The organism is Haladaptatus ordinarius, assembly GCF_054177595.1.
Window position 1 is genome coordinate 1 of sequence record NZ_JBPEHH010000029.1, and the last position, 26,538, is coordinate 26,538.

A 26,538-nucleotide genomic window follows, 5' to 3' on the forward strand; every position below is an offset into this window, starting at 1 on the left:
ACGAGTACCGCGCCCTCCTCGATGAAATCTTCACGAAATTGACCGACCGACTGAGTTTCGCAGGCTCGTGGATTGAGAATCATCTCAGCGGATTCATCCAGAAGTTACGTTAATCACTACACGGTGGTGGCCGCCTCCGACGCGAACGACGCGCGATTCTGGAAGCCCGCCGAACTTGCGAACTCCGCGGGGTCGTACCGTGAACTCTACTCCGAACCACGGGTGTATCGAGACCTCCGCCGAACCGTCGGCAGAGCACAGGCCGCCCTCACCGGGCCGAATCCATAACGTCGATTTCTCCCCTTCGTACGCTCATCGGACCCGTCCGCCGTCTCGGGTCTCCGGGAATATCTTCCCCGGATTCAGCGTGTCGTTCGGGTCGAGGGCGCGTTTGATTCGTCGCATCGCTTCGACGCTCTCCTCGCCATGTTCGAGTTCGAGATACTCGCGCTTTCCCCGGCCGATGCCGTGTTCGCCCGTGCAGGTGCCACCGACCTCGATGGCGTGTTCGACGATTGCCGTCTGCACCTTCCGGGCGCGCTCTACCTGCTCGTCGTCGGATTCGTCTACCAGCACCGAGTAGTGGAGATTGCCGTCACCGGCGTGACCGAAACAGGGAACCGACAGGTCGTGTTCGTCGGCGAGTCGACGCACGAGTCGCACCGTCTCGGGGTACTCGCTGATGGGCACCGTCACGTCGCCGGGATGGAGCGGCGAAAGTTCCGGGTCGTAGGTCTGCACTGCGTACGCGAGTTCTCGCCGGGCCTGCCACAACTCGTCCATCTCGTCGCCCTCGGCGATGTCGAAACGAGAGACGTCGTGGGCTTCGAACACCGAACGACAGAACTCGATTTCCCTCTCGATGCCGTGATTCGCGTGGAACTCGACGAACACCATGGGCGAATCCGGGAGCGAGGAACCAGTGTAGGCGTTCGCCATCGTCGCGCTCGTCTCGTCCACGAGTTCGATGGTCGCCACGTCGACGCCAGAGCGTACGGCGTCGGAGACCGCCTCGACCGCGTCCGACAGCGTATCGAAGATGGCGCGACCGCCACGAATCTGCTCGGGGATACCGGCGAGTTCGAGCGTCGCACGCGTGACGACCGCGAGCGTTCCTTCGCTGCCGACGACGAGGTCTTTCAGGTTGTACCCGCTCGAGGTTTTGACAGCCTTGCTCCCCGTCGTGATGACCGACCCGTCCGCCAGCACGGCTTCCAGTTCGAGTACCCAGTCGCTCACCTCGCCGTACTTTACGGTCTTCATCCCGCTCGCGTCGTTCGCTATCATCCCCCCGATGGTCGAGATGTCGCCCGACGACGGCAGCGGTGGGAAAAACAGACCGTCGCCAGCGACCGTCTCGGCCACGGCCGAGCCGAAAACACCCGGTTCGACGTCCACCTGGAAGTCGTCCGGTCGCACGTCGAGCACCGCGTCCATCCGACTCACGTCCAGGCTGATACCGCCGCGGGAGGGCGTCGCGTTCCCTTCGAGGCTCGTCCCCGCGGCGTAGGGGGTGACCGGAACCCCTCGTTCGTCCGCCGCTGCGAGCACCCCCGCGACGTCAGCCGTCGATTCGGGCCACACCACGGCGTCCGGGCGAACCTGCTCGTCGTCGGGCGTTCCCCAGTCACCTGCGTGACCTGAGCGATGCGAGTCTCCGAACGAAAATTGGTTCTCGTCCAGTGGAAGGTCGCGGAGAAACGAACAGTCGTATGTCACGTGATGACTGTAGGCAACGGTGACGATAAATCTATTCCGCCGACGTCGCTACGGGGGAAATCGACTCGTGTCGACGTCTCCCCGGCGACCGTCGAGCACCGAAAACTGTTCGTCGCGTCGTCGTTCCAGCCAGCGGAGCAATCGCTCGGCCCACCGCAACTTCTCGCGTTTCGTCGCGTCCACTGCCGGGTCGTCGAAGTCCCATCCGAGGAAGACCAGTTCGGCCGCACCGAAGTGGTCTGCGAGGAATGCCGCACGGTCGCCGTCGGTGAACCCGCCGAAGTTATCGACGGGACCGCGGGGTTCGGCCTGCGTGGTCGCCAGGACGTGCTCCGTATCGAACGTCGGGAGGTGTTTCCGAACCGCCGGGACGTTGTCCCCGTGAGCGTGTGCCGCGACCGGAACTCCTCGTTCGGTCAACCGACGTGCCGTGTCCGGGTTCTTGTCGAGGTCGGTGACCATGCAGTCGACCTCGATACCGGCGTCGAGGAGGCGGTCCGTCGCCGTGGATGCCACCAACACGACGTCCGCCTCTCGTGCTCGCTCGAGTTCGTCGCCGAGCGATGGCCCCGCACCTGCGATGGCGACCGTCTTTCCGTCGAGTCCGTCGAATCGAGCGAGGTCGAAGGGGACGGCGAACGACGCCAGAACGTCGCGGGCACGTTCGTCTGCCGTACGAGAGAATCCGAAGTCGTCGAGAATGGCGGCGTACGCTGGTTCCCACTCGGCAAATTTCATCCGTCGCTCCGAAGAATTCGGGTGGCTGTGCCAGAAGTGCGCCCGACGAGTACCCCTACCCATAGAAACACTTCCGGCTTACATCCCGTTGTTCGGTCGTTCGACATAAGTCTTCCCGTCATTTTGCCTCCCGTCCGAGTACGTTCCCGATCGTCGCCGCGTCGAGCGTCTCCGCGACGTCGTGGGTGCGAATCACGTCCGCACCCCGTTCGACCGCCAACGCCGTTGCGGCGAGACTGGCCGGGAGTCGTGTCTCGGTGTCCCGACCGACTATCTCACCGAGGAAGTTCTTCCGGTTGATGGAGACGAGTATCGGACGCCCCAGCTCTCGCAATTCGTCGAGCCGACGGAACGTCTCTCGGTCGTCCTCGAGTGTCTTCTCCTCGCTCCACCCTCCGAACGCAGGGTCGAGAATCGTCTTCTCGGTCAGCGGTTCGCTCGCCAGTGCGTCAAAGATGTCGTCGACGCGCTCTATGGCACCTGGTCTGCGAATATTCTGTGGGCTCGCCATCTTCACCACGGCGGCGTCGTGGCGCTCGCATACCGTCGCCATCTCCGGGTCGGCGAAGCCACAAATGTCGTTCACCATGTCGAATCCCCGCGAGAGGGCTTCGTCGGCCACCTCGTGATAGCGCGTCTCGATGGAGAAGACGGCGTCACCGGAGATGCGTTCGATAGTGTCGACCGCCGTGTCCAGGCGATCGAGTTCCTCCTCGGCGGTGAGCACGTCGAACCGCTTGTTCGCCGATTCGAGTCCGACGTCCACGATGTCCGCCCCTTCCGAGACGAGTTTCGAATCGACGTAGTCGGCGGCCGCTGCCGGGTCGTCGTACACGCTCGGGTCGTACGGCGACTCTTCGCTGACGTTCAACACGCCCATGATTCGGGGTGGGTGTGCCGGCCCGATTCCGAGTCCTGCGGCGGAGACGTTCTGCATACTCGGACGAGGGGAGTGGAAGGATAAAAATCGGCCCTTTCAGTCGAGATCGGCGGCGGCTATCTCGTCGCTCCAGTAGAGGTCGCCCCTGTATTCGACCGGAAACGTTTCCAGTTCCAAGTGCGCATCGAGTTCGTTTGCAGTCAGGTCGAACAAGTCGGCGATTCCGGACCCGAGGTACCGCTTCGTCACGCGGTCGACGTTCACTCCGAAGTGACTGCCGATACCGTACCGGTGGGCAAGATACAACCTCACCGTCACGCGAAACGTCTCCTCGTCGTTTCGGGTGAGGTGGAGAAAGGGACACCCGAGAGCCTCCGCCTGACAGAGCGTCGTCCCTCCGTCACCGAGGGTGATGTACTGATGCCCTGCGAGCGTCTCTTCGCGTGCGATGGACAGCGCGACATGAAACGGGAATCCAGCGTTGAGCAGTCGGGCGAGGGTTCGACCGACTCTCGTGGCGGCCCGATTGGACACCTCCGAGAGGGTGACGACGCCGGTGTGACTGCCCTTCTCGACCAAGTTCGCCCCCTGTTCGTACGACCGACAGGCGTTGAGGAAGAACGCTCGCACGTTCACCGCGTCGAGACTCCGCGTGTCCAGAAGGCCGTCGACACACTGGATTCCACCATGGTCGACGTGACCGATGTAGTGGAGGAAATCGATGGGTGTTGCGAACTGTTCGCGGAGTTCGTCGGTCGTGAGGTCGTACGCGAGGTCGACGTCGTAGTCGAGCATGTCGCGGAATCCGTACGACTCCTCTACGTTCCCCTCCTCCCGCATGCTCTCGTCGTTGCAGACGACCTGAATCCGGACGGTCGGGTCGTCGGTCCGAACTGATTCGACTCTTCGACGCAACGATGCGACGGACGTCTTGTTGCTTCCCATCGGATACCCGTCACCGACCCACGCGTGTTCGACGCTCTCGAAGGGTTTCGGTTCGACTATCGGTGAACTCGGACCGACGTCGTCGGGGTCTTCGGCCGCGCTTCGACAGAACTCGGCCAGTGTTCGTGGTGTTTCGTTGACGGTGGATTCCCTCACGGGGGACGGACATCGAATCAGAGCGAGGTCGTTCGCCACGAACGGGAGAGCTTCGACGTTCTCGGATGTCGGCACAACGTCCGTGGTCAACGGCCACTCGGGGAGGTGGGGTTCGAGCGTCTCGAAGGGAACCCCGAGATACGCCGCGAGGCGCGCAGAAAACGGGGCATCGTAGAGGGCGGCGAAGTCGAGTTCGACCAGCGGTTCGATTTCACCGCGCTCGTGGAGATCGACCAAATAGTACCCCTCGGTTCGAACCACACAATCGAGGAACAACGCCTGTCGAAGGACGCGACCGACGGTCGTCTCGTAGCCTTCCGAACCAGCGAGCGAGTACTCGAACCCATCCGCGACCAGGGTGGGTTTCGGTCCCGAAACGACCGTCGCCCCGAGGTAGTACGCGAGCGACGCGGCCGGATACACGTACTCGCGCTCCGGCGGAAGGGCGAGTTCGACACCGGTGTTCGGCGGTTCGAGATCTTTCGGTGCCGAAAATTCGTCGCCGCGTTCGATGGCCAGCGGATGACCGCGCAAACTCGGATACGCTCGTTCGGGACTCGTGGTCTTCAGCCCCGACCCGAACAGCGAGAGTGCACGCATCGCGTCCTCGACGTCGTCCGTCACCGTAATCGTCCCTGCGGGGCGTCGATGAAACGACCGAGCGCTGAGACGTACCGACCGTTCGCCGTCGAATTCGACGACGGTCGACTCGCCGTCCCTTTTTACTCGTACTTCGGATTCCAGAGCGACGTAGAGTTTAATCGGTGTCGATTCGAGTTCTATCTTTCTGCGAGGAGAGAATCCCGCCGTTCACGGCGGGAGTGAATCCGACAACTCTTTCACAAACCACGCATCGACACTACGGATATTTAAGTAGTATCGGTTCATAATATGATGGACACCGAGGCGGTCACACCGCCCACTCAATTGCACAATATCGGGACTCCGAGGCCCAGAACGTTCGAGACACCCTCTCGAACCGCTGTGGTGTCTCGGTCAGCAAGATAACTCCGAGTCCCATGCCGGGATAGGAGTAACGGCGGTGTGGCCCCGCCATCGGCCTATCATACCGACAGGTCGTCAACCAGCAAATATCCCAAACCAGCGGTGCGGTGCCGTGGGAAGCCTCGCCGCTTACGGCGAGGAGGAGGTCACATAGTATTCGTTCGATGGCACAGAGAGTTCTTCGACACTTAGGCCGAGCTGCTCGACAACGGTTTGCTCTCCGTTCCAGAAGTTGACCGAGATTTCATACGGGACGACGATGCGTCGCGTCGAGAACGTAACCGCAGAGTCCATCGGAAACGGAAATCCGTCCGTTTCGGTCTGCTGCAACGTGGGGGAACCAGACGTGTAGAGTTCGAACCGCACTTTCTCGATGGGGTCGAAAATCTCTACGCCCGGTGGGTTCGAAATGGGTTGGAACCTCGGCGACGTCGATTCGCTTTCGTCGGTCGGAAAATCGGCCCTAGTCATATTCGAACCCAGTTCGTCGTCTGGTCGTACTCCGGAACGTGCCAGCGCTGTTTCGGCACGAGTCCGTCTCCCTGGTCGACTTCGACACGGGCGTCGAACAGCGGGGATAGCTCCCGCACCAGTTCGTCGTCGTCCGGGAGGGGCAGGTGGTAGTGGGCCATACCGGAGACGCCGCGGACGAGCGCGGTGACGATTCGGACGAACCGTTCGACGTCGTCCCGGTCACACTGTTCGAGTGGCTTGACGAGCGAATCGAACGACAGGCGGAGTTCGGCCGGGGCGAGTCCGTCAGCCCACTCGTCGAAGAAACTGACGGCAGTCACGATGTCGGCGCGGAGTTCTCGCAGTCCAGTCGCGGTCGCAGAGTACAGCGTCGGCCCGGTCGGGGTCGAAATCGCACCGACGGCACGTTTGTCGGACCCCCAGCCGATAGCCCACACGTCCGCGTCGTCGACAGTCGTCCCGGGAGGAAGTTTCGCGCCTACGTATCGAGCAGACGCGTCCGTGAGGACGAGGACGCGCTTTCGCTCTTCCGTGGTGGCACCGAGTAGTTGTATCGTCGTTCGATTCGTCGTCGTCTCAGAGACTCGTCCGGATACGAGGATGTTACAACCCCGTTCTTTGAACTCGGAGAGGACTTCGTGGAACTCTGGCGAGTCGCCCCCTCCACGGAACGAAATCTCTGCATGACGCATTGGTACAAAACTGATGGAAGTGAACGTTGATAAAAATTTGGTTGCTGACGATTATCGATGGTAACTGACGGTACGGCTCGGTGAACGCACGATTCGACGCGATTCGCCGTCGGACGGACGTCCGGTCGGAGACACGCTCTTTTTGTTCTTCCGGTTGCTAGTCGAACGTGATGGGAAAAGTGAGTATCGGGCTTCGTGGCTGGCGCTTCGACGAGGAGGAAGTGTTCACCGAAGCGGGGGAGTACAGGCCGATGGACGAGATGTCCACCGACACGCAAAAGCGACTCGCGCGCCTGTCGGCCCTCGTCGGGTCACCCTGTGACGCCTGCTGGCTGATTCACGGCGACGAGAACTTAGAGCAGTGTAACGTGGTCGAAGTCGTGTACGGCGAACCGATGGGCGAGGTCGCCGTCTGTAAAGAACACGAGACGGACTTTCTCTTCTGGTACTTCGAGGAGGGTGGCGACGAGTTCCGCGGAAAAGAGGAACTTCAAGACGAGTTCCACGAGTGGTTCGCGGACGGCGGCCGTGCGCCGGAGGGATACGGCAACATGGAACACGTCGACACCGACCCCGACGACCTCCCGGAACCACCGGAACCGGACCTCGAAGCCATGAACGTCGAACTCCCCGAGGAAGAACGGGAGGAGATCGACCTCCGCGACGTGGACCTCTCACGAGAGTATCCGAAATGAAGCCCGCAGTCGCCATCGTCGAACCGAAGACGCCCGGCAACATCGGCACCGTCGCACGGGCGATGAAGAACTTCGGCATGCACGACCTGAAACTGGTGAACCCACCCGAGTTCGGGCGCGATAGCGACGCGTACGGGTTCGCGGGACAGGCCCGCGAGGACGTGTTGCCGAACTACGACGAGGTGACGTTCGACGAACTGGTGGCGAACTTTCACACGGTCGGGATGACGGCGACGACGAACGAAGATGCCAGACGTCACGTTCGTTTTCCGTTCACCACGCCCCGCGAACTGGCCGACAGTCTGGCGAGCGTCGAGACGGACACCGTCCTCATCTTCGGACGCGAGTCGGACGGACTGACGAACGACGAACTGTCGCGCATCGACGAGGTGTGTGCGATACCCGCCAGTGCGTCGTATCCCTCGTTGAACCTCGGACAGGCCGCAACCGTCACCCTCTACGAACTACGAGAACTGACGGTCGACGAATCCCAGCTACCGGACGTCGAACGGACGCGTGCCGACGAACGGGAGATAGAGGGATTCTACGAGACGTTCGCCGACCTCCTCGAGGTCGTCGACCACCCCGAGGTGAAACGTGACAAGTCGATGCGGATGATTCGGCGACTCGTCGGTCGGGCCCACCCGACTGGGAGAGAGATAGCCACGCTTCGTGGTATCGTTCGACGGGCGAATCAGCGCGCAGAGAGCCCTAACGCCGGTCGACGGACTCGGAACGATAGGTAACTACTTTATGTCGTGTCGTCTCAGTAACGAGTAACGATGCTGTCTGCCCTCCACTTTCACTCCCTCCCGCTCGGGACGCAGTTTACGCTGCTCGTCGCAGTCCCGAGTGTCGTGTTACTTCTCGTCGGAAAGCAGGTGTTTCTCCCGGAAGAGCGCATCACCACCCTGTTTCGAGATTTCCTCAAAACCGACTGGAAGTATCTCGGCGTCGCGTGGGTCGTCACGAACATCGTGAACACGCTCGCGTTGCACTTTCACGTTGGACGAACGTTCACGGGCGTCGTCTACGCCATCGAAGGAGCGACCGTGGCGACCTTCCAGGGTATCGCTTCGACGCCGCTGACACTCGTGTTCACCGCGGTTTACCTCGTCGGCTTCCCGTTCGTCGTCCTGTTCACGTACTTCAAACTGAAAGTACACGACGAAGAGGAAGCCAAGCGATACGCGCTGGCGTACGTCTTTCTCGTCCTGCTGGCGGTGCCCTTTTTCCTCCTGTTCCCGGTGAAGGTGTCCTCGCTCTACTTGACGACGGTCGAACCCCTGATGTACGAACTCGACCCCGCCATCCAGTACGGAATCCACTCGACCGACACGCTGGTCAAGGCGTTCCCCAGTCTCCACACCGGTCTGTCGGTGCTCGCCGCGCTGTACGCCCGGAAAGCCGACGCGGCCTACGCGTACACGACTGGCGTGCTCGCGGTGGCCATCGTCTTCTCGACGCTGTACCTCGGCGTCCACTGGCTGACCGACGCGGTTTTCGCCGTCGTCCTCGTCGCCTGTGCGTACACCCTCTCGCGCAAGGTCAGTGAACCACGGTGGTCGGTCGTTTCGCGCGAGGCGCTGGCAGCGGTTCGCCGGACCGCCGGTCGCTAGCGGAAAGACGCTGTAAAGACGGTAACTACATTTCGAGGCGGCTGTCCATTCGTGTACTCGTGCGATTGATACGGAAGCAGCAGTCAGCGTCACCAACAGCGCCACGAGGACGATATCGTTCGTCTCGTCTCGAACGAAAAGACACTCGAACGCGCTCTCGAAATCGACGACGATGGACTCCATCTCTGACCCGAAGTTCCACGAGACGACTCGCGTCGCGGTCGTCGCCAGCGTCCTCCTCGTGCTGCTCGGGGCACTGGCGTGGGCCAGCGGTCTACCATTCTTGTTCCCGAGTCTCGGTCCTTCTGCGTTCCTCCTCGCCTCGAAGGTCAGCGAACGGGTGAGTCAGCCCCGGCGAGTCATCGGCGGGCACGTCATCGGCGTCGTAGTCGGGTTGGTCCTCTATCACTTCGTCGCGCCCGGACTCTCGCTGACGAATCCAGCGCCACCGTTCTCGATGGCGGCACTTCGCCTCTCGCTGAGTGGCATCCTCTCGGTCGGCCTGACGACGGCCGGGATGGTCGTGACCGACCTGCGCCACCCACCGGCGTGTGCGACGACGCTCATCGTCTCGCTCGGTTTGCTGCCAAAACCGACCGAAGGTGTCGTCGTCATCGTGGCAATCACACTCCTGGTCGCGGTTCAGCAGGGACTGGCGTATCTCGAAACGGTGCCACCAGCACCCGACGTGTTCTATCGGGACGAGAGCAGCGAGTGAGAGTAAAACAAGCAGACAGAGGGAAAGTGAGCAGGCGAACTGAGCAGGAGAATCAGGCTCGCTGTTGAATCTCCTCGCGCAGAATCTGGCTGACGAGGTCGCCGTCCGCTTTCCCGCGAAGTTGGCCCATGCACTCACCCATCAGGCCCGAGAACGCCGCCATCCCCTCCGATTGGACCTGTTCTTCGTTGCGCTCGACGACCTGGACGACGGCTTCGCGGACTTCGTCCTCGCTGACGCCCCCGAGACCCGCTTCCTCGACGGCCTCCTCGGGCGATAGCTGTGGGTTCTCCGCGAGCAGCGTCAGCACGTCGTTGACCCCCTCTTTTGCCAACTCGCCGTCCGTGACGAGTTCGACGACGCCGAGGAAGTGTTCGTCCTCTAGCTTCTCGACCAGTACGTCGTCGCGCCGCAGTTCCGTCACCGTGCTCTCGACCAGTCCGGCGACGAACGTCGGGTCTGCACCCGTCTCGACCGCGCGCTCGAACAGTGGCATCCGGCGACCGTAGGCGACCTGTTCGGCGAGTCCGGCGTCGAGCGAGAACTCCGACTGATAGCGGTCGACTTTCTCGGTGAGCAGTTCGGGCGTCTCGACCTCGGTCGGGTCTAAATCGACCGGTGGGACGTCGGTTTCGGGGTACATGCGTGCCGCACCGGGGAGGGGTCGGAGGTAGCGCGAGGTGCCGTCCTCGTTCGCACCCCGAGTTTCCTCGGGCACGCCCTCGATAGCGACTCGGGCGCGGTCGGCGACGGCTTCGATAGCGCCATCGGCGATCTCGGGGCTGGCGGCCACGATGGCGACCGCGTCCTCGTCACCCGCATCGACCGACTCGCGGAGCGTCTCGACTTCGTCTTCGGTGACGCCGTAGGCCGGGAGTTCGTCGGTGTGGAAGATACCGCCCGCCCCGTGGCGCTTGGCGTGGTCGGAGAGTTCGGTGCCGAGACGACGGTCGGGTTGGATTTCGCGCCCGACGAGTCCGTCGAAGCCGAAGAGGGGGACCGCCGTGACAGCTCCGCCGTCGTCGAGTGCCCCCCGAATGACGCCGCTGTCGGTGTCCGCGAACACGTCGGTTACGTCCCGTGGCTCACCGACTTCCGCGTCACGCTCGCGGAGTTCGTCACGGATTGCGAGCAGTTCGACCTGTCGTCCGACCTCGAACCGGACGAGGTCGTCGATGTCGTCGAGACTCTGAACTCCTTTCATCTCCACACGGGCACCGTCCGCGATGGAGACGTTCACGTCCTGGCGGATGGTCCCGAGGCCGCGCTTTACGTGGCCAGTCGAGCGCAGGAGCATCCCGATTCGCTCGGCGGCCTCGCGGGCCTGTGCAGGTGAACTGATGTCCGGGGCGGTGCCAATCTCCACGAGTGGGATGCCGAGACGGTCGAGACTGTAGAGGACGCCGTCCTCGCGCTCTTCGATACGCTGGGCGCTCTCTTCTTCGAGCATCAGGTCTTCGACGCCGACCGCCCCGTCACTCGTCTGGATTTCGCCGTCGGTGGCGACGAGCGTCGATCGCTGGAATCCCGAGGTGTTCGACCCGTCGACGACGATTTTCCGCATGAGGTGGGCCTGGTCTATCACGTCCATGTCGAGCAGTTGCGCGATTTCGAGGACGACCTGTCGCACTTCTTCGTCCAGTCGGTGGGGTGGTTCGTCGTCCTCCTCTACGAGGCAGGTAGAGTCGTAGGCCAGATACTCGAACTCGCGGTCTATCTGGCTCTCTTCGAGGGCCGCCTTGTCTATCTCGCCGAGTTCGCTCCGCGTGGGATGGAGGTATCGACTGAAGGTCCGTGCCGCGTCGTCCGGTTCGCGAAGGTCGGTCGGACACTCGCAAAACAGCTTCGTCTCGGTGTCGAGTTGCTGGTGAATCTCCAGCCCTGCAACGAGACCGAGGTCCTCGTAGTCGTACTCGCTCATTGGTCGAACGTGAGACGCGGAGGGGTAAAAAACCGTTCAGTTCGTGTGGCTCTGCCGATGCGTCCGCAGAACTGGAAAGACGACTCCACGACCATCTCGAAAAGAACGTGACTACGCCATCCACCAGCGCCAACACCGACGACGAACCGAGAGTTCGTGTCTCCTGTGCGTGCCGATAACACGACCGGTGAGCGAGCGGATTGAAATATTCACCGTCTTATATATAAACGAAAGTAACATTACACAGAAAGTGCGTTTACTATTCCGAGGTGAATAGCGTAAAATATGGATGCAGCAACCGACTTATGCAAACGGTCGTCGACAATTTTCCGACCACGACTGACCCGTAGATTTAAAAGGAGAGAGGAACGTAACACTCCTATGACGGATTTACTGGGGGCACGTGATTTCGACGGTGAGACGCCGATTCGAGTTCTCCACGTGGACGACGACCCAGCTCGCCTGCGGCTTTCTTCGAGGCTCCTTGCGGAGCACCTCTCGGACGTGGTCGTACACACGGATACGAGCCCGACGGAGGCACTCAACCGCCTCGACGACGACCTCTCGGTCGATTGTATCATCAGCGACTTCGACATGGGTGTGATGACCGGCCTGGACTTTTTGGAGACGGTTCGTGACCGATACTCGAAGCTGCCGTTCATCCTCTTTACCGGTAAAGGCAGCGAGGAAATCGCGAGTGAGGCCATCTCTGCGGGCGTCACCGACTACCTCCAGAAGAGCGGTGGTGCAGACCAGTACACGGTGTTGGCGAACCGAATCGAGAACGTCGTCGGTCGCTACCGAGCAGAGCGTGCCGCGATGAACTACCAGGAACGGATGCGGAAAGTCTACGAACGAGTCACGGACGCCTTCTTGGCGCTGGACGACGAGTGGCGATTCACGTACCTCAACGGCCGGGGCGAGCGGCTACTGGACAGGACCGAAGAAGAAGTGCTCGGGAAGAAGATTTGGGACGAGTTTCCCGACGCTCTCAACTCCCAGTTCGAAGACGAGTATCGACGGGCGATGGAGACACAGGAACCGACGACGTTCGAGGCGTACTATCCGCCGCTGGACATCCTGTTTAAAGTCCACGCGTACCCGTCCGAGGGTGGGTTGTCCGTCTATTTCAGGGACGTAACCGAAGAGACCGAAATGCGGAAAGAACACCACCGCGAGAAAGAACTGCTGGAGCGAGTGTTCGAGACGAGTCCCGTGGGCATCGTCGTCATGAACGACAGGGGTGGAATCGTCCGCGCGAACAACCGTTCGGTCGACTTACTCGAAGTGACCGAGGAGGAGATCAAGAATCGTACGTACGATTCCTCGCAGTGGGAATCGACCGACGAGAAGGGAAATCCGTTCTCGGAGGGCGAACACCCACTGCTGAGGGTCCTCGAGGACCGAACGACGATTCGGAACCAACGAATCGGGTACGAGAGTTCGAGCGACGAGTGGCGTCTCCTCTCGATGAGTGCGTCGCCAATCGAATCGGAAGGTGGCGACCTCGAACGAGTCGTCGTCACCCTCGACGACGTGACCGAGCGCAGAGAGCGCCGGCGAGAGTTGGAGCGACAGAACGAACGACTCGAAGAGTTCGCCAGCGTCGTCTCACACGACCTCCGCAATCCACTCGACATCGCTCAGGTCAGAACCGACCTGGAGCGCCGAGAACGCGATTCGGAGCACCTGAAAGAGGTCTCGAACGCCCTCGACCGGATGAATACGCTCATCACCAACCTCCTGACGCTCGCTCGGCAAGGACAGGTGGTCGGTGAGACGACCCCGATCGACCTTCGAGAGGCAGTCTACGACGCGTGGTCGACGGCTGGAAGCGAAAGCGGAACGCTCGGCGTCGCCGACGACCTCCCGACGGTACGCGCCGACGAGAGCCGACTCCGCAAGCTCCTCGAAAATCTTCTCGACAACGCGGTGACCCACGCCGAAAACGAGCCACACGTCCGCGTCGAGGCGACGGCGGACGGCTTCGCCATCGACGACGATGGCCCGGGTATCCCTCCCGAGAAACGCGACCAGATATTCGAGGACGGGTTCTCGACCGACCGGGAGAGAACGGGGTTCGGACTCTCCATCGTGAAACGAATCGCCGACGCACACGACTGGTCGGTAACCGTGACCGAGAGCGAACACGGCGGTACCCGGTTCGAAATCGACGGCGTCACGACCGAGGAGTGATCACTCCCGACTCGACGGTTTGGATTCGGAGCCGTCCCGTGCCGTCTGTACTTTTCGGCATCGAACCTCTCGGCCGAGACGTCGAGTGACCAGTTCCCGGAGTTCACTCGCGTCGTCTCGGTCCACGTCGGTGGCACGGGCGTTCTGTCCACCGAGACCGACCGAACTCGCCGTATCGACGACGACCGTCGCCAGCCGCCAGCGGCGCTGGAAGAGCGTCTCCCGCTGGATGACCGTCTGGACGCGATAGTAGGGAACCACGTGCGTCGTCCTCCGCCAGAATCCGTTTCGGGTCACGACGTGTTCGTCACCAACGAAGTAGCCGCGATGTATCCACTGGTAGTGTCCGGCGACGGGAGCGAACACGACGAGAGCGGCGACTACGTACCAGAAATCGAGCAGCCCGGTGGCCCAGTCGAAACCGTACGCAACCGCCGCGAGCCCACCGACGACGAGAGCGTACCGGACGACGTAGCGGCGTCGAGTTCGACTCGGCGGTCGCTCGAACGTCGGGTCCTCGAACGACTCGAGCGAGTGTGCGAGTCCGAGGACTCGCGCACGAACCGCGATAGGGACGGCAGCCTCCGACCCGCCGGATGGGCCCTGTCCGGGTGCGTACCCCGCCGTCTCGACCGAGAGGGTCACATAGCCCATGTACCGCATGAGCGGGTTCTCACGGAGCGTGAGCGTCTGAATCTTGTCGAGTGGAATGCTGCCGTCGTAGCGCTGGAGCAACCCGCGTTCGTAGCGGAGTTCGTCTTCGACGCGCGTCAGGCGAAAGTCGTAGTAGCGCGCGAAGGTGACCATCGCGCTCGCCACCCAGAGCACCACCGCCGAGACGAGTATCTGAACGACCCCGAGCAGGAACGTCAGTTCGCCGAACGAGTCCGCGGCGTCGGTCAGGAACGGGACGACGAGGAAGACCAGACCGAAGACGCGTGGTTCGATCGAGATGGCAGAGAGCAACAGCAGTTCCTCCGAACTGATTTCGTACAGCAGTTCGGTCTCGGGTTCCGGTCGCGTGTCGGCGTCTTCGGTATCGTCTCCTCGCACGCCGCGCTTTCGGCGCTGAATCTCCCGCTGGAGGCGTCTCGCTTCCTCGTAGGAGACGAACCGAAGGCTCGCTTCCGTCCCGCCACCGCCCGCCGTTTCGAGACCGACGGAGGCGATTCCCAGCGTGCGCTGGACGACGTTTCGGTGAATGTCCACGTTCTGCACCCGTCGAAGTGGAATCTCGCGGCGGCGGCGCGAGACCACCCCGGAGTCGATGTCGAGCGAGGTGTCGGTGAGGAGGTACTCGAACCGCTGGTAGTAGGCGTACTCCCACCCGACCGTGAGCAACAGTCCGACGACGACGAGTGCGCTCACGAGGAGGACGTCGAGGGACTCCACCGCGCCCGCAATCGCAATTCCGACGAAAAACAGGGTCGAGGCGACGCTCACGCCCCGAGTAACCGCCCGGTAGGGAAGCGAGAGCGGGTGGAGTTTCATACAGCGTCCTCGGACTCGCTCTCTATGGCGAGGTTCCGAAGGCGGCGCTGGAGGTCGCTCGCACGTTCGGGCGTGAGACCGGGAATCGTCACGTCGGCCCCGCGTGACCCGGCGGTGTAGACGACGACGCTTCCGAGGCCGACCAGTCGCTCGATAGGCCCACGCTGGGTGTCCACGTGTTGTACCCGAACGAATGGGACGACGGTCGTGACGCGAGTGAACACGCCGCGTTCGAGATAGAGGTCCTCGTCACGGATTTCGAATTGCCAGACGCGGTACTTGAAGACGACGTAGACGGCACCGAACGCGAGTACGAAGAGGGCGGCGCCCCCGACCAGCCAGAGTGCCAGTTCGAAGAGAAATCGCTGGACGCCGACCAACGCGCCCCCAACCAGCGTCGCAGTGACGAGAACGCCCGCGAACCAGACGATTCGAACGCGGGAATCGAGTGTCTCCATACGTACACAACGAGTGAGATGCCGTATAAAGGTAGGCCCGACGTACCGACGTCCTCAGGAACGTACCGTCACCCTACCGCGTCGAAGGCGGTGCGTACCGGTTCGTTCGACTCGCTCTGATTCGATTCAGACGGCGTGGAACAAAGACGCCGGGAAACCGTATCCATCGTGGACAGCATGACCGAGAACTCGCCCACAATCAACCGTCGCCAGTTCGTCTCGGCGACAGTCGCCTCGACCGCCGTCCTCGGGGGCGTCTCGTCGGCAGGAGCGCTCCAGTCGAATGGGAACTCCCAGTACGCTATCGAACAGGACGGGAAATGCATCCCTATCGAACCACTCTCGATGTCGGGACTGCCTATCGAGCAGTTCTACGACTATCGCACGCCCGACACCGACCCCTCGTCGTACAAGTACGCTTCCTTCGGTACCGAGAGCCTCCAGCGAAAGAACACCAGCATCATGTTCCTCTACGAGGGACCGAAGGGCCTGAGCCTCGTGATGGTGCACGACAAACTGGAAGCAGGAAACGGCGGCGCGGTCTCGTTCAACATCACGAACCTCCCCGTCAAGGGGAAGTTCGTCGTCAAAGACGACCAGTACGACGGGCCGACGAACCGCGACACGTTCGACTACTCGAAACACCGCAACTGGAACGGCAAGGAGACGGCGACCGCCGTCATCCACTGGACGTGGCAGGGCGGTCGATCAGACGGCGCCGTCTACCGAGGACTCGGCGACGAGTTCGAGTTCACCATCCATCCGAAGTTCAACAAGAAGGCGCTCCTGTCGGACGTGGACGGAAACTACCAGGGGAACGTCGAGAAGTGGCAGGTGCTCTCCGGCGACGTGAACAACCCGACGCGCACGCAGTTGAACATGAACAAGCCGGTCAAGATTACGACCAAGGGATGTTCGGCCCAAGCGACGACGACCGAGAAAAAACAGACGACGAAGGAGAACGGCGGCGGAAGTGAGGATGAGACGACGACTGTCACGACCACGACGAATCCCTCTGACGTGAGCAGAAAGAACAGCAAATCGTTCTTCGATAGGCTCTGGGACGGCTTTTCTTCCGTGATAAACTCTGTCGTCTCGTTTTTCACCAACCTCTTCTAACCGGTTTCTGCGTTCGAATCCGGCTCTTTTCACCGACAGTCGAAAGAATCAGCGGCCGGTCGCGTTACTCGTCTCGCCCGAGGATTCCCCGATGGGTCATCGCTTCGGGGTCGATGATTTCGTCCGCCTCCTCCTCGCTCAGGTAGCCCTTCTCGACGACGACTTCACGCACCGTCTTCCCCTCTTTGAGCGCAGTCTTCGCGGCTTCTGCAGCCTTGTCGTAGCCGATGTGAGGGTTGAGTGCGGTGGCGAGCGCCATGCTCCCCTCGACCTGCGTCTCGCAGTGTTCGCGGTCGACTTCGAGTTTCCGGACGAACTTCTCGGCGAACACCTCGCTGGCGTTGGAGATGAGTTCGGCCGACTGGAGGAAGTTGTGCGCGAGCACCGGTTTGTAGAGGTTGAGGTCGAGTTGGCCCTCCGCCGCACCGTACTCGACTGCAGTGTCGTTGCCGACGACCTGTTTGTGAACTTGATTGACGGCCTCCGCGACGACCGGGTTGATTTTGCCGGGCATGATGGAGCTACCGGGTTGATTTTCGGGTTGGTCAATTTCACCGAGTCCGTTGCGCGGACCCGACGCCAGCAGCCGAAGGTCGTTCGCCATCTTGTTGAGCGACCCGGCAATCGTCCGGAGCGCGCCGTGCGCTTCGGCCATCGCGTCGTGGGCCGCTTGCGCTTCGAAGTGGTCGTCTGCCTCGCGGAACTCGACGCCGGTCTCCTCGCTGATGTACTCAGCCGCGAGTTCGGGGAAATCGGGGTGGGTGTTCAGCCCCGTTCCGACCGCCGTCCCGCCGAGTGCGAGTTCGCTGAGGTGGTCGCGCACGTGGTCGACGCGGGCGAGTCCCTTCTCGACCTGCGTGCGGTAGCCGCCGAACTCCTGTCCGACGCGAACCGGGGTGGCGTCCTGGAGGTGGGTCCGGCCCGTCTTGACCACGTCGTCGTACTCCGTTTCTTTCTCGGCTAACGCCTCGCGGAGCGTATCGAGGGCCGGGAGCACGTCCTTCTCGACGGCTTCGAGCGCCGAGACGTGCATCGCGGTCGGTATGACGTCGTTACTCGACTGGCCGAAGTTGACGTGGTCGTTCGGATGAATCTCGCGCGATCCGACCTCGCCCCCGTAGATTTCGGCCGCCCGGTTGGCGATGACCTCGTTTGCGTTCATGTTCGAGGACGTGCCCGAGCCGGTCTGGAACACGTCTACCGGGAACTGGTCGTCGTGCTCGCCCGCGATGACCTCGTCTGCCGCCTCGATGATGGCTTTCGCTTCGTCCTCTTCTATCATCCCGAGGTCGCGGTTGGCCTGCGCGGCGGCCTTCTTTACGACGCCGAGCGCCCGGATGAACCGCCGCCCGAACGTGATGCCCGAGATGGGGAAGTTCTCCACCGCGCGCTGGGTCTGTGCGCCCCAGTAGGCGTCGGTCGGAACCCGCATCTCTCCCAGGCTGTCCTCCTCGATTCGGTAATCATCGTCGCTCATACTTGGAGGGTGGTTGGGGGCGAGCGTAAAACCCATCGAAAGGAGATTCGTTCGCCGGTCGTCTCCGCGAAAGCGAGTTGATTCAGAAACGAACAGCGAAGTAAGAATTCACTCGTACCGGAATTAACTTAATAATAATCGTTAAGTGGCTCTTTCCAATTGGTACGGATACGTTTACGAGGCGTACCTATGTCAGACAATAGCAATGGAGACCTGTCGCGTCGTACGTATTTGAAACTGACTGGATTCGCTGGTGCAGCAGGCACCGCCGGGCTCGCTGGCTGTCTCGGCGGGAACGGCGACGGTGGCGGTGGCAGTGGCGACGGTGGCGGTGGCAGTGGCGACGGTGGTAACAAAGTCGAAGTCCAACACTGGTGGACGGGCGGCGACGGCGGTGCGGCAATCAAGGCACTGTTCGAGGGATTCGAGAAGAAACACGATGTCAAAGTCAAACCGAATCCCGTTTCCGGCGGTGCTGGGCAGAACCTGAAAAGCGTCATCAAAAAGCGCGTGCTCAACAACAACCCGCCGAGCACGTGGCAGGCGTGGCCGGGGAAGAACCTGCAACCGTACGTCGAAGCGGACAAACTGGAAAATATCGGCGAGTCCATCTGGTCGAACAACAAGATGAAGGAGGCCTACCTCGATGGGCCGAAGAACGCCGCGAAACCGGGCGGGAAGTTCGTGACGGTGCCACTCAACATCCACCGTCTGAACAACCTCTTTTACAACGTCGAGGTCGTCGAGAAGGCGGGTGTCGACCCCAAGAGCATCACGAAACCGAGCGACCTCGTCAGCGCGATGAAGCAGGTTGAGAACAAAACCAACGCGGTCGGGATGGCCCACCAGACGAAATCCGGCTGGTCGACGCTCCAGTTGTGGGCGACGATACTCCTCGGCGAGCACGGGAAGCAGGCCTACACCGGTTTCACCGAAGGAAATGTGAAGGAGAACCAGCAGGCGGTGAAGAACTCTCTCTCGATAGTCAAGCAGTACAAGAAACACTTCAACAGCGACGCGGGGTCGCTCGACTGGCAACAGGCCAACAAGAAGCTCATCAGCGGCAAGGCAGCGTTCATCCATCAGGGTGACTGGGCTGCCGGGATGTACCGCGGTCAGGATGGCTTCGAGTTCGAAAAGCAGTGGGACATGGTGCCGTTCCCCGGCACGAAGGGGATGTACTCGCTCGTCATGGACTCGTTCCCGTTCCCGAAGAACAACCCGACGGAGGAGGCGACCAAGAAGTTCCTGCAGTACCTCGGGTCGGTGGACGCCCAGGAGCGGTTCAACCCGAAGAAGGGGTCGATTCCACCGCGCACCGACGTGCCGAAGGACAAGTTCGGTCCGTTCCTCTCGCGCCAGATGGACCAGTTCAAGAACTCACAGTCCCAGCCACCGTCCATCACGCACGGGCTGGCGACGAACCCCGAAACGCTGACGAAGCTCAAGGACGCAGCCACGTCCTTCAACTCCGGTTGGAACGTGGACAAGACGTACGACCAGTTCGTCAAAGCGTTCCAATCGAACTGAGGACCGACGTCTGATTTTCCATGCAAGGAATACGTGAATCACTGAAGCAAGTCCGTCGTGGCCTGCGTCGTGTCCGTCGCTCCGACGATTCCACAGCGCTTCGCGCTGACGGCGGGACGGTAACCGAAGAGCGCAGCGAGACTGGACAGTCGATACTCCAGAACGAGTTCGTCCAGAGTCTCCCGTTCTGGCTCCCGCCGTTCTTGCTGATGGGCTTTTTCGTCTACGGCGCGATTGGCTGGAACCTCGTCATCTCCCTCACGGATTTCGCCTCGCTCACGTTGCCGACCTACGACCCGGCCACGTTCGACCTGGAGATGTATCGACGGGCGCTCTCCGACCCGAACTTCAGGACGGCGGCGCGGAACACGGTCGTCCTCCTCGTCGCGTTCACGACGCTCTGTCTGGTGGTCGGGTTGGCGCTCGCCATCCTGGTCGACCGGGAGATTCGGTTCGAGAACACGTTCCGAACCATCTACCTCCTGCCGATGAGCCTCTCGTTCGTCGTGACGGCGAAGGTGTGGGCGTGGATGTACAACTTCGAGAGCGGGATGATCAACATCACGTTCAGGCAGTTCGGACTGGACGCGCTCGCCCACCACTGGATAAGCGACCCGACGACGAAACTCGCGGCGGTCATCTTCGCGCTTATCTGGCAGTTTAGCGGCTACGCGATGGTCGTCTACCTCGCAGGATTGCGGGCGATTCCGGACGCACACTACGAGGCCGCGCGGGTCGACGGCGCGAGTTCGTGGCGGATGTACCGCCGGGTCATCATCCCTCAGTTGCGCTCTTCGACCATCGGCGCGGCGGTCGTGCTCATGGTGTTTGCGCTCAAGGCGTTCGACTTCCTGTACGTGATGTTCGGGAACAATCCCGGCCCGGCGGCGGACATCCTGGCGACGATGATGTTCCGGGAAGCGTTCGCCTCGAACAACTGGGCGTACGGGTCGGCAATCGCAATCGTCCTCTTCCTGATGGCACTGGCCGTCGTCGGTCCGTACCTCTACAGCGAGTACAGCAGAGGTGAACTATGAAGACGACGCTCGTCGAGAGATGGTCTCGAATGCGGGGAACGAAAGCGAGGTGGGCACGATGAGCGGCCCACCCGCCACGCCGGAACCGGAGCAACACACCCGCAGAGAGCGGGCCGCCGCAGCGTTCCGCAACGCAGGGCCGGGACGACTGGTGTTGTACCTCGGACTGGTCGCGCTGGTCGGGTTCTATCTGGCTCCGCTAGAGTCGGCCATCATGACCGCGTTCAAGACGAACAGCGCGTTCAACGAGACGCTGCCGTTCGCGCCGCCGGGTGCGGACGGGTTCACACTGGAACCGTGGCGTATTGCGATACGCAAACTCACCCACGGCATCACGAACAGCCTCCTGCTCGCCATTCCAGCGACGTTGCTGTCGGCGACGCTCGGGAGTCTCGCGGCCTACGGCGTGACGAACGTCGAGTGGAAGTACCAGATGCCCATCATCGCGCTGTTCATCGCGGGCATCTTCATCCCGTATCAGGCGGTGTTGGTGCCGCTGTCGCGGCTGTTCGCCATCGTGGATACACAGACGTTGCTCTCGCCGCTGTGGGGCTTGCCGCTGATGCACGCCCACTATGCGAACATCATCAACCTCATCGTCGCGCACACCGCCTACGGGATTCCCATCACGTTCCTGCTGTTCCGGTCGTACTACCGGAACTTCTCGGACGAGATGCTGGAGGCGGCCCGCCTCGACGGCGCGAGCGTGTTCAGCATCTACCGCAACATCGTGTTGCCGCTGTCGAAACCGATGTTCGCGGTGACGCTCATCTACCAGTTCACGCAGGTGTGGAACGATCTGCTGTTCGCGCTGGTCATCCTCCCCGGCGGTGCCGGGGCCGGTGAACCGGTGACCGTCGCGCTGACGAATCTCAGCGGTGGTATCATCCAGTCGTTCGGTCTGCAGATGGCTGGGGCGTTCGTCGCTGCGATACCGACGCTCATCGTCTACATTGCGTTCGGAGAACAGTTCGCAAAAGGAGTTGCAAGCTGATGATAGGGATTCATTCGACAGAACGGAGGTATCGACACGATGGCTGAACTCACACTCGACGGCGTGACGAAGTGGTTCGACGACGACGGCGACCGAATCGTCGCCGTGGACGACGCGAACGTCGAAATCGAAGACGGGGAGTTTCTCGTCCTCGTCGGCCCGTCCGGTTGTGGGAAATCGACCACGCTCAGGATGATCGCCGGTCTGGAAACGGTCTCACGGGGCGAGATTCGACTCGACGACAGGGTCATCGACGACCAACCGCCGACCACCCGCGACATCGCCATGGTGTTCCAGTCCTACGCGCTCTATCCCCACATGACCGTGCGGGAGAACATGAGCTTCGGACTGGAGGAGTCGACCGACCTCGCGGACGACGAGATACGGACGCGCGTCGAGGAGACGGCCGAGATGATGGGAATCGCCGACCTGTTGGACCGCAAACCCGGCGAACTCTCAGGCGGTCAGCAACAGCGCGTCGCACTGGGTCGCGCCATCGTACGCGACCCCGAAGTGTTCCTGATGGACGAACCGCTGTCGAATCTGGACGCGAAACTGCGTTCACAGATGCGAACCGAACTCCAGCGGTTGCAAGAAGACCTCGGCGTGACGACGGTGTACGTCACCCACGACCAGACCGAGGCGATGACGATGGGCGACCGCATCGCCATCCTGAACGACGGAGAGCTACAGCAGGTGGCGACGCCGATAGAGGCGTACCACCGACCCGCGAATCTGTTCGTCGCCGGGTTCATCGGCGAACCGTCGATGAACTTCTTCGAAACCACGCTGGAGGGAGACACGCTCGTCGGCGAACACTTCGAGTACCCGCTCTCGGAGGAGACGCGCGCCGAGCTGGGCGAGACGACGCGAGTCACCCTCGGTATCCGCCCGGAGGACATCGAAATCGCCGCCGTCGGGGATGGCGCAAGTGGCCCCCGTGGAAGCGACGACCACGACTTCCGCACCGTCGTCGACGTGGTGGAACCGATGGGCAACGAGAACAACGTCTACCTCCGGTTCGCCGACGCGGGCGACGGACACACGACGGAGCACAATCCGGCGGAGGGACAGCCGACTGAAGAGCGACGAACGTTCGTCGTCACGCTCGGCGGGATGCGAACCGCGGAAGAGGGTGAAGAGGTCGTCGCCCACGTGCCCGAGGCGGCGATCCACCTGTTCGACACCGACACGGGCGAGGCCCTACGCAACCGCGTGCTCGACATCTCCGAGGCGTCTGTGCCGAACCGCTGATCTCAGTCTTCCGCAGATTTAACCGTCGTACTCCTCGGGCGTGTACGTTTTCAGTTCGAGGGCGTGGATGTCGGTCGTCATGTGGTCGCCGAGCGCGTCGTACACCATCTGGTGCTGTTCGACCAGCGTCTTCCCCTCGAAGGCCGGAGAGACGACGAGCGCCGCGAGGTGGTCTTCGTCGTGACTCCCGCGTGGATGGGTCACCGTTACGTCGGCGTCTTCGAATCCCGATTCGATGAGTTCTGCGACTTCCGCTGCGTTCATGGAGAGACGTTGTCGGTCGAAGACCAAAAAGGCGGCCGGAATGGGTTTCGACCCGCGGACGTCGCATCGAGCACGTCGCTCTCGTTGCTCGCCCGCACCGCCCGGAAACGAGTTCGGAGCGGCCGTGGTGCCGTTCGAGAACACACCATTCAAACCCACCGACTCCGAATCCACGAGTTGGACTCGCCGATGAAACACCTTCCCAAACACCTCAGACCGCGCTGGCGCTACCTCGCGGTCGGTCTCGAATCGTGGCCCGACGCGGACGTCGACCGTCGGTCGTTCCAGCGGAGCGTCTGGTTCGCCGGACAGAATCTGCTCGGCGACGCCGGGAGCGCGGACGCGGACCTCAGAGTGTTGCGTTTCGCGTTCGAAGACGGCGAGGGCGAGGCCATCGTTCGCGCTCGGCGGGGGCACACCGACGACGCGAGGGCGGCACTCGCCTGCATCGAGGCGGTACGAGACGACCCCGTCGGCGTATTCGTCCGTGGTATAAGCGGGACGGTGCGGGGTTGTGAAGAAAAGTATTTAGGTCGCCGCAGGGAAGTTTCGGGAGAGAGAAGCGTCGTGTTCGCGGACGCAGAACGAACCGCCGTCGTACGGGACGACTTAATCGACGTGCGGCTCGATGGCGCGTTCGCAGGCGCGGCGGAACTCGATTTCGAGTGATACTATGCAGGGACAAGCCCAACAGCAAGCGTACGACCGCGGGATTACGATCTTCTCCCCGGACGGACGCCTCTACCAGGTCGAGTATGCACGGGAGGCCGTCAAGCGAGGGAGCGCCAGCATCGGTGTTCGGACGCAAGGTGGCGTCGTCCTCGCCGTCGACAAGCACACGCGTTCGCCACTGATGGAACGGACGAGCGTCGAGAAACTCCACAAAGCCGACGACCACATCGGCATCGCCAGCGCGGGCCACGTCGCCGACGCTCGCCAGCTCATCGACTTCGCGCGTCGTCAGTCGCAAATCAACCGACTGCGCTACGACGAGCCGATCGGCGTCGAGACGCTGACGAAGGAAGTCACCGACCACATCCAGCAGTACACGCAGGTCGGCGGCGCACGACCGTTCGGTGTCGCGCTCATCATCGGCGGTATCGAGAACGGAGAACCGCGTCTCTACGAGACCGACCCATCCGGCACGCCATACGAGTGGAAGGCACTCGCCGTCGGTGCAGACCGGGGCGAGATTCAGGACTACCTCGAAGCGAACTACAGCGAGAAAATGGACCTGGACGGCGGCATCGACCTCGCGCTCAGCGCGCTGGGGACGGTCAACGACGACGAACTCTCGCCTGCGGGCGTCGGTCTCGCCACCGTCGACGTCGAGAGCGAACGATACCGCATGCTGGACGACGAGGAAGTCGAGGGCTACCTCGGCGAACTCGACCTCCTCGAGGACGAGGAAAGCGACGAACCGGAAGAGTAACCGCGACGTTTTCTTCGGGAAACATCTTTTAGGTGGGCGTGTTTAGCTCTGGGTATGATATCACTGGAAGAGGCGGTGACGGCGCGTCTCGAATCGCACGGTGCGCGATTCGAGGTGCTCGTGGACCCGGACGCGGCGCTCGCTATCAAACGCGGCGAGTTCGAGGGTGACATCGAGGACGTCATCGCCGCAGAGGATGTGTTCGAGAACGCGAGTCGCGGCGACCGGCCCGCCGAAGAGGACCTGGAGACGGTCTTCGAAACGACAGACCCCCTGGAAATCATCCCCGAGGTCATCAAACGCGGTGAGATTCAGATTACGGCGGAACAGCGCAAGGAGATGCAAGACCAGAAGCACAAACAACTGGTCAATCGAATCACGCGAAACGCCGTCAATCCACAGATGGACAACGCACCCCACCCGCCAGAGCGTATCGAGAACGCCCTCGAAGAAGCAGGCTTCTCCGTCGACCCGATGGAACCCGTCGGCCAACAGGTCGACGATGCGCTGGACGCCCTTCGGCCGGTCATCCCGATTCGGTTCGACGAAGTGACCATCGCGGTACAGGTGCCGGCGAACTACGCCGGAAGTGCCCAGGCGCGGATTCGACAGTTCGGTGACTTAGAGCGCGAAGAGTGGCAAAACGACGGCTCGTGGGTCGGCGTCATGACGTTCCCGGCCGGGATGCAAAACGAGTTCTACGACCTCGTGAACGAAATCACGAGCGGAGAGGCCGAAACACGAATCATCAAAGACGAAGACGACCTACAGACGCGCTGATTCTAACGGCGTCTAGGTCGACTGCTCTTCCGGCGGCACAAACGGACCGACCGATACCGTGTAGAAGGCGATGGTCGCAACACGAAGGACGTAGGCGATGAGCACCGCGAGCGGGCTGACGACGACGCCGAATCCGAGGACGACGACGGGCGTGAGCGTTCCCGGGTCGAGGTAGGCACCCGAACTCGACTTGTAGAGCAGGGTGAGCGAGATAGTCGTCACGAACGCCATAGACCGGTGTACGCGAAGAACCGTGAGAGACGAGCGAGTTGCTGTTGGATGGCGAGCGTCTTGAAGAACTGGCGGGCGATGGCAATAGATTCGAGCAGTTCGAACACCTCTTCCAGTTCGGCGGGGGTCGGTTCCGAGAACTCGTCACGGAACTCGTTTCGCACGTAGCGGGTCGGTTCCATGAACTCGGCGTACTCGCTCCCCATCGTCTCCGAGAGGACGCCGACGGTGTCGGTTTCCTCCCGAACCGACTCGGTCAGTTTATCGGCGTACTCGGCGAGCGCTGACTGGTATTCACCGACCTCGCCGTCGAATGCCGACAGGTCGAGGCTCATGATTCGGTCGTGGATGGTCTCGGTGATGAGCGCCAGGGACTCGGTCGGGTCGGTGGGACTGGTCGAGCGGCCTGCTATCTGCTCGACGTTTCGGCGGAAGTCGACCGTTCCGTCGAGTCGGTCCGAGAGTTCGTTCGGCGACCCAAACACGCGCGAGAGGACTGAATTGGTTGATAGAGAGCGTCACCGTGATGAGCGTCAGCAGGCCGGAGGTGATCCCACTCGCGAGCAGGGTACGCATAGAGCTTTTGGGACCGACAGAGATGACGCCGACCCCGACCAGTACGGCGAGCACCGCGACGAAGCCGACGACGATACCGACGGTGACGACGAACCGATTACCCGAGAGGAGAATCCATTTTTCACCGACGTTCCGGG

The 26,538-nt window shown here is 61.9% G+C and carries 26 protein-coding genes and 2 pseudogenes; 14 read left to right on the forward strand and 14 right to left on the reverse strand.

Features of this window, described 5'->3' with window-relative positions:
• The first annotated feature begins 126 nt into the window (after positions 1 to 126).
• Entirely contained in the window at positions 127 to 288 is a 162-nt protein-coding gene (locus tag ACR3FF_RS12270; RefSeq protein ID WP_458188331.1) for a hypothetical protein, read from the forward strand.
• Between the two features lie 24 nt (positions 289 to 312).
• Here the strand turns inward: ACR3FF_RS12270 and ACR3FF_RS12275 are convergent, their stop codons facing one another.
• From ACR3FF_RS12275 to ACR3FF_RS12300, 6 genes and pseudogenes are all read right to left on the reverse strand, one after another.
• The gene (locus ACR3FF_RS12275; protein WP_458188332.1) at positions 313 to 1,719 is read right to left on the reverse strand and encodes an FAD-binding oxidoreductase; all 1,407 of its coding nucleotides are present in this window, start codon (positions 1,717 to 1,719) and stop codon (positions 313 to 315) included.
• A 48-nt stretch (positions 1,720 to 1,767) separates the two neighbouring features.
• Positions 1,768 to 2,457: a 6-hydroxymethylpterin diphosphokinase MptE-like protein gene (locus tag ACR3FF_RS12280; protein ID WP_458188333.1), complete on the reverse strand. Its 690-nt coding sequence runs from the start codon at positions 2,455 to 2,457 to the stop codon at positions 1,768 to 1,770.
• A gap of 127 nt (positions 2,458 to 2,584) precedes the next feature.
• A pseudogene (gene folP / locus ACR3FF_RS12285) lies at positions 2,585 to 3,394 on the reverse strand (dihydropteroate synthase); the annotation flags it as partial.
• A 39-nt stretch (positions 3,395 to 3,433) separates the two neighbouring features.
• Complete coding sequence (locus ACR3FF_RS12290; RefSeq protein WP_458188334.1) at positions 3,434 to 5,062, reverse strand: caspase family protein; 1,629 nt, start codon at positions 5,060 to 5,062, stop codon at positions 3,434 to 3,436.
• 510 nt (positions 5,063 to 5,572) lie between these two features.
• Entirely contained in the window at positions 5,573 to 5,914 is a 342-nt protein-coding gene (locus tag ACR3FF_RS12295; RefSeq protein ID WP_458188335.1) for a hypothetical protein, read from the reverse strand.
• The gene (locus ACR3FF_RS12300) at positions 5,911 to 6,609 is read right to left on the reverse strand and encodes a DUF7504 family protein (protein WP_458188336.1); all 699 of its coding nucleotides are present in this window, start codon (positions 6,607 to 6,609) and stop codon (positions 5,911 to 5,913) included. Before ACR3FF_RS12300 ends, ACR3FF_RS12295 begins: the two co-directional genes overlap by 4 nt.
• 170 nt (positions 6,610 to 6,779) lie before the next feature.
• On the opposite strand from ACR3FF_RS12300, the gene ACR3FF_RS12305 reads away from it, so the two are divergent.
• From ACR3FF_RS12305 to ACR3FF_RS12320, 4 genes are all read left to right on the forward strand, one after another.
• Positions 6,780 to 7,304: a DUF8114 family protein gene (locus ACR3FF_RS12305; protein WP_458188337.1), complete on the forward strand. Its 525-nt coding sequence runs from the start codon at positions 6,780 to 6,782 to the stop codon at positions 7,302 to 7,304.
• Positions 7,301 to 8,050, forward strand: coding sequence for an RNA methyltransferase (locus tag ACR3FF_RS12310; RefSeq protein ID WP_458188338.1), 750 nt, complete (start codon positions 7,301 to 7,303; stop codon positions 8,048 to 8,050). The genes ACR3FF_RS12305 and ACR3FF_RS12310 overlap by 4 nt, the downstream gene beginning before the upstream one ends.
• 36 nt (positions 8,051 to 8,086) lie before the next feature.
• Positions 8,087 to 8,923, forward strand: a complete 837-nt coding sequence (locus tag ACR3FF_RS12315) for a phosphatase PAP2 family protein (RefSeq protein ID WP_458188339.1) — start codon at positions 8,087 to 8,089, stop codon at positions 8,921 to 8,923.
• Positions 8,924 to 9,095: 172 nt separating this feature from the next.
• Positions 9,096 to 9,641 (forward strand): HPP family protein, encoded by a 546-nt coding sequence (locus ACR3FF_RS12320; protein WP_458188340.1) that lies wholly within the window; start codon positions 9,096 to 9,098, stop codon positions 9,639 to 9,641.
• Positions 9,642 to 9,693: 52 nt separating this feature from the next.
• Here ACR3FF_RS12320 and gatE read toward each other — a convergent pair whose 3' ends face one another.
• On the reverse strand, positions 9,694 to 11,562 hold the full coding sequence (gatE, locus tag ACR3FF_RS12325) for a Glu-tRNA(Gln) amidotransferase subunit GatE (protein WP_458188341.1): 1,869 nt from the start codon (positions 11,560 to 11,562) through the stop codon (positions 9,694 to 9,696).
• Positions 11,563 to 11,943: 381 nt separating this feature from the next.
• Between gatE and ACR3FF_RS12330 the strand changes: the two genes are divergently transcribed.
• Positions 11,944 to 13,758, forward strand: a complete 1,815-nt coding sequence (locus ACR3FF_RS12330; protein WP_458188342.1) for a PAS domain-containing sensor histidine kinase — start codon at positions 11,944 to 11,946, stop codon at positions 13,756 to 13,758.
• Here the strand turns inward: ACR3FF_RS12330 and ACR3FF_RS12335 are convergent, their stop codons facing one another.
• Both ACR3FF_RS12335 and ACR3FF_RS12340 read right to left on the reverse strand, forming a co-directional pair.
• The gene (locus ACR3FF_RS12335) at positions 13,759 to 15,249 is read right to left on the reverse strand and encodes a PH domain-containing protein (protein ID WP_458188343.1); all 1,491 of its coding nucleotides are present in this window, start codon (positions 15,247 to 15,249) and stop codon (positions 13,759 to 13,761) included.
• Complete coding sequence (locus ACR3FF_RS12340) at positions 15,246 to 15,707, reverse strand: PH domain-containing protein (RefSeq protein ID WP_458188344.1); 462 nt, start codon at positions 15,705 to 15,707, stop codon at positions 15,246 to 15,248. Before ACR3FF_RS12340 ends, ACR3FF_RS12335 begins: the two co-directional genes overlap by 4 nt.
• A 177-nt stretch (positions 15,708 to 15,884) precedes the next feature.
• On the opposite strand from ACR3FF_RS12340, the gene ACR3FF_RS12345 reads away from it, so the two are divergent.
• Positions 15,885 to 16,826: a hypothetical protein gene (locus ACR3FF_RS12345; RefSeq protein WP_458188345.1), complete on the forward strand. Its 942-nt coding sequence runs from the start codon at positions 15,885 to 15,887 to the stop codon at positions 16,824 to 16,826.
• Between the two features lie 64 nt (positions 16,827 to 16,890).
• On the opposite strand, the gene ACR3FF_RS12350 is transcribed toward ACR3FF_RS12345, so the two are convergent.
• A complete protein-coding gene (locus tag ACR3FF_RS12350) occupies positions 16,891 to 18,303 on the reverse strand; it encodes a class II fumarate hydratase (RefSeq protein WP_458188346.1) in 1,413 nt (470 codons plus the stop codon).
• A gap of 189 nt (positions 18,304 to 18,492) precedes the next feature.
• Here ACR3FF_RS12350 and ACR3FF_RS12355 point away from each other — a divergent pair, with 189 nt between their 5' ends.
• Genes ACR3FF_RS12355 through ACR3FF_RS12370 form a run of 4 tightly spaced genes read left to right on the forward strand, consistent with a single transcriptional unit; the run spans position 18,493 to position 23,118 of the window.
• Positions 18,493 to 19,833 carry an ABC transporter substrate-binding protein gene (locus tag ACR3FF_RS12355; RefSeq protein ID WP_458188347.1) on the forward strand — a complete coding sequence of 447 codons (1,341 nt, stop codon included), beginning with the start codon at positions 18,493 to 18,495 and terminating at the stop codon, positions 19,831 to 19,833.
• Positions 19,834 to 19,853: 20 nt separating this feature from the next.
• Entirely contained in the window at positions 19,854 to 20,870 is a 1,017-nt protein-coding gene (locus ACR3FF_RS12360; protein WP_458188348.1) for a carbohydrate ABC transporter permease, read from the forward strand.
• Between the two features lie 58 nt (positions 20,871 to 20,928).
• Complete coding sequence (locus ACR3FF_RS12365) at positions 20,929 to 21,864, forward strand: carbohydrate ABC transporter permease (protein WP_458188410.1); 936 nt, start codon at positions 20,929 to 20,931, stop codon at positions 21,862 to 21,864.
• A gap of 39 nt (positions 21,865 to 21,903) precedes the next feature.
• Positions 21,904 to 23,118 (forward strand): ABC transporter ATP-binding protein, encoded by a 1,215-nt coding sequence (locus ACR3FF_RS12370; RefSeq protein WP_458188349.1) that lies wholly within the window; start codon positions 21,904 to 21,906, stop codon positions 23,116 to 23,118.
• 18 nt (positions 23,119 to 23,136) lie between these two features.
• On the opposite strand, the gene ACR3FF_RS12375 is transcribed toward ACR3FF_RS12370, so the two are convergent.
• A complete protein-coding gene (locus tag ACR3FF_RS12375; protein WP_458188350.1) occupies positions 23,137 to 23,382 on the reverse strand; it encodes a BolA family protein in 246 nt (81 codons plus the stop codon).
• Between the two features lie 189 nt (positions 23,383 to 23,571).
• Between ACR3FF_RS12375 and ACR3FF_RS12380 the strand changes: the two genes are divergently transcribed.
• From ACR3FF_RS12380 to ACR3FF_RS12390, 3 genes are read left to right on the forward strand one after another with little or no spacing between them, the layout of a single operon-like run.
• Positions 23,572 to 24,051 carry an Rpp14/Pop5 family protein gene (locus ACR3FF_RS12380; protein ID WP_458188411.1) on the forward strand — a complete coding sequence of 160 codons (480 nt, stop codon included), beginning with the start codon at positions 23,572 to 23,574 and terminating at the stop codon, positions 24,049 to 24,051.
• A 4-nt stretch (positions 24,052 to 24,055) separates the two neighbouring features.
• On the forward strand, positions 24,056 to 24,814 hold the full coding sequence (gene psmA, locus ACR3FF_RS12385; RefSeq protein WP_458188351.1) for an archaeal proteasome endopeptidase complex subunit alpha: 759 nt from the start codon (positions 24,056 to 24,058) through the stop codon (positions 24,812 to 24,814).
• 54 nt (positions 24,815 to 24,868) lie between these two features.
• Complete coding sequence (locus ACR3FF_RS12390; protein WP_458188352.1) at positions 24,869 to 25,594, forward strand: ribosome assembly factor SBDS; 726 nt, start codon at positions 24,869 to 24,871, stop codon at positions 25,592 to 25,594.
• 12 nt (positions 25,595 to 25,606) lie between these two features.
• On the opposite strand, the gene ACR3FF_RS12395 is transcribed toward ACR3FF_RS12390, so the two are convergent.
• From ACR3FF_RS12395 to ACR3FF_RS27420, 3 genes and pseudogenes are all read right to left on the reverse strand, one after another.
• Positions 25,607 to 25,816, reverse strand: coding sequence for a DUF7972 family membrane protein (locus ACR3FF_RS12395; protein WP_458188353.1), 210 nt, complete (start codon positions 25,814 to 25,816; stop codon positions 25,607 to 25,609).
• The gene (locus ACR3FF_RS12400) at positions 25,813 to 26,310 is read right to left on the reverse strand and encodes a DUF7972 family membrane protein (RefSeq protein WP_458188354.1); all 498 of its coding nucleotides are present in this window, start codon (positions 26,308 to 26,310) and stop codon (positions 25,813 to 25,815) included. Before ACR3FF_RS12400 ends, ACR3FF_RS12395 begins: the two co-directional genes overlap by 4 nt.
• A 25-nt stretch (positions 26,311 to 26,335) precedes the next feature.
• Positions 26,336 to 26,515, reverse strand: a pseudogene (locus tag ACR3FF_RS27420) (hypothetical protein); the annotation flags it as partial.
• Positions 26,516 to 26,538: the final 23 nt, after the last annotated feature.

Coding starts and splice junctions, on each gene's coding strand:
- ACR3FF_RS12280 (WP_458188333.1), bottom strand. CDS start 2,457: ATGAAATTTGCCGAGTGGGAACCAGCGTACGCCGCCATTCTCGACGAC.
- ACR3FF_RS12295 (WP_458188335.1), bottom strand. CDS start 5,914: ATGACTAGGGCCGATTTTCCGACCGACGAAAGCGAATCGACGTCGCCG.
- ACR3FF_RS12300 (WP_458188336.1), bottom strand. CDS start 6,609: ATGCGTCATGCAGAGATTTCGTTCCGTGGAGGGGGCGACTCGCCAGAG.
- ACR3FF_RS12305 (WP_458188337.1), top strand. CDS start 6,780: ATGGGAAAAGTGAGTATCGGGCTTCGTGGCTGGCGCTTCGACGAGGAG.
- ACR3FF_RS12310 (WP_458188338.1), top strand. CDS start 7,301: ATGAAGCCCGCAGTCGCCATCGTCGAACCGAAGACGCCCGGCAACATC.
- ACR3FF_RS12315 (WP_458188339.1), top strand. CDS start 8,087: ATGCTGTCTGCCCTCCACTTTCACTCCCTCCCGCTCGGGACGCAGTTT.
- ACR3FF_RS12320 (WP_458188340.1), top strand. CDS start 9,096: ATGGACTCCATCTCTGACCCGAAGTTCCACGAGACGACTCGCGTCGCG.
- gatE (WP_458188341.1), bottom strand. CDS start 11,562: ATGAGCGAGTACGACTACGAGGACCTCGGTCTCGTTGCAGGGCTGGAG.
- ACR3FF_RS12330 (WP_458188342.1), top strand. CDS start 11,944: ATGACGGATTTACTGGGGGCACGTGATTTCGACGGTGAGACGCCGATT.
- ACR3FF_RS12335 (WP_458188343.1), bottom strand. CDS start 15,249: ATGAAACTCCACCCGCTCTCGCTTCCCTACCGGGCGGTTACTCGGGGC.
- ACR3FF_RS12340 (WP_458188344.1), bottom strand. CDS start 15,707: ATGGAGACACTCGATTCCCGCGTTCGAATCGTCTGGTTCGCGGGCGTT.
- ACR3FF_RS12345 (WP_458188345.1), top strand. CDS start 15,885: ATGACCGAGAACTCGCCCACAATCAACCGTCGCCAGTTCGTCTCGGCG.
- ACR3FF_RS12350 (WP_458188346.1), bottom strand. CDS start 18,303: ATGAGCGACGATGATTACCGAATCGAGGAGGACAGCCTGGGAGAGATG.
- ACR3FF_RS12355 (WP_458188347.1), top strand. CDS start 18,493: ATGTCAGACAATAGCAATGGAGACCTGTCGCGTCGTACGTATTTGAAA.
- ACR3FF_RS12360 (WP_458188348.1), top strand. CDS start 19,854: ATGCAAGGAATACGTGAATCACTGAAGCAAGTCCGTCGTGGCCTGCGT.
- ACR3FF_RS12365 (WP_458188410.1), top strand. CDS start 20,929: ATGAGCGGCCCACCCGCCACGCCGGAACCGGAGCAACACACCCGCAGA.
- ACR3FF_RS12370 (WP_458188349.1), top strand. CDS start 21,904: ATGGCTGAACTCACACTCGACGGCGTGACGAAGTGGTTCGACGACGAC.
- ACR3FF_RS12375 (WP_458188350.1), bottom strand. CDS start 23,382: ATGAACGCAGCGGAAGTCGCAGAACTCATCGAATCGGGATTCGAAGAC.
- ACR3FF_RS12380 (WP_458188411.1), top strand. CDS start 23,572: ATGAAACACCTTCCCAAACACCTCAGACCGCGCTGGCGCTACCTCGCG.
- psmA (WP_458188351.1), top strand. CDS start 24,056: ATGCAGGGACAAGCCCAACAGCAAGCGTACGACCGCGGGATTACGATC.
- ACR3FF_RS12390 (WP_458188352.1), top strand. CDS start 24,869: ATGATATCACTGGAAGAGGCGGTGACGGCGCGTCTCGAATCGCACGGT.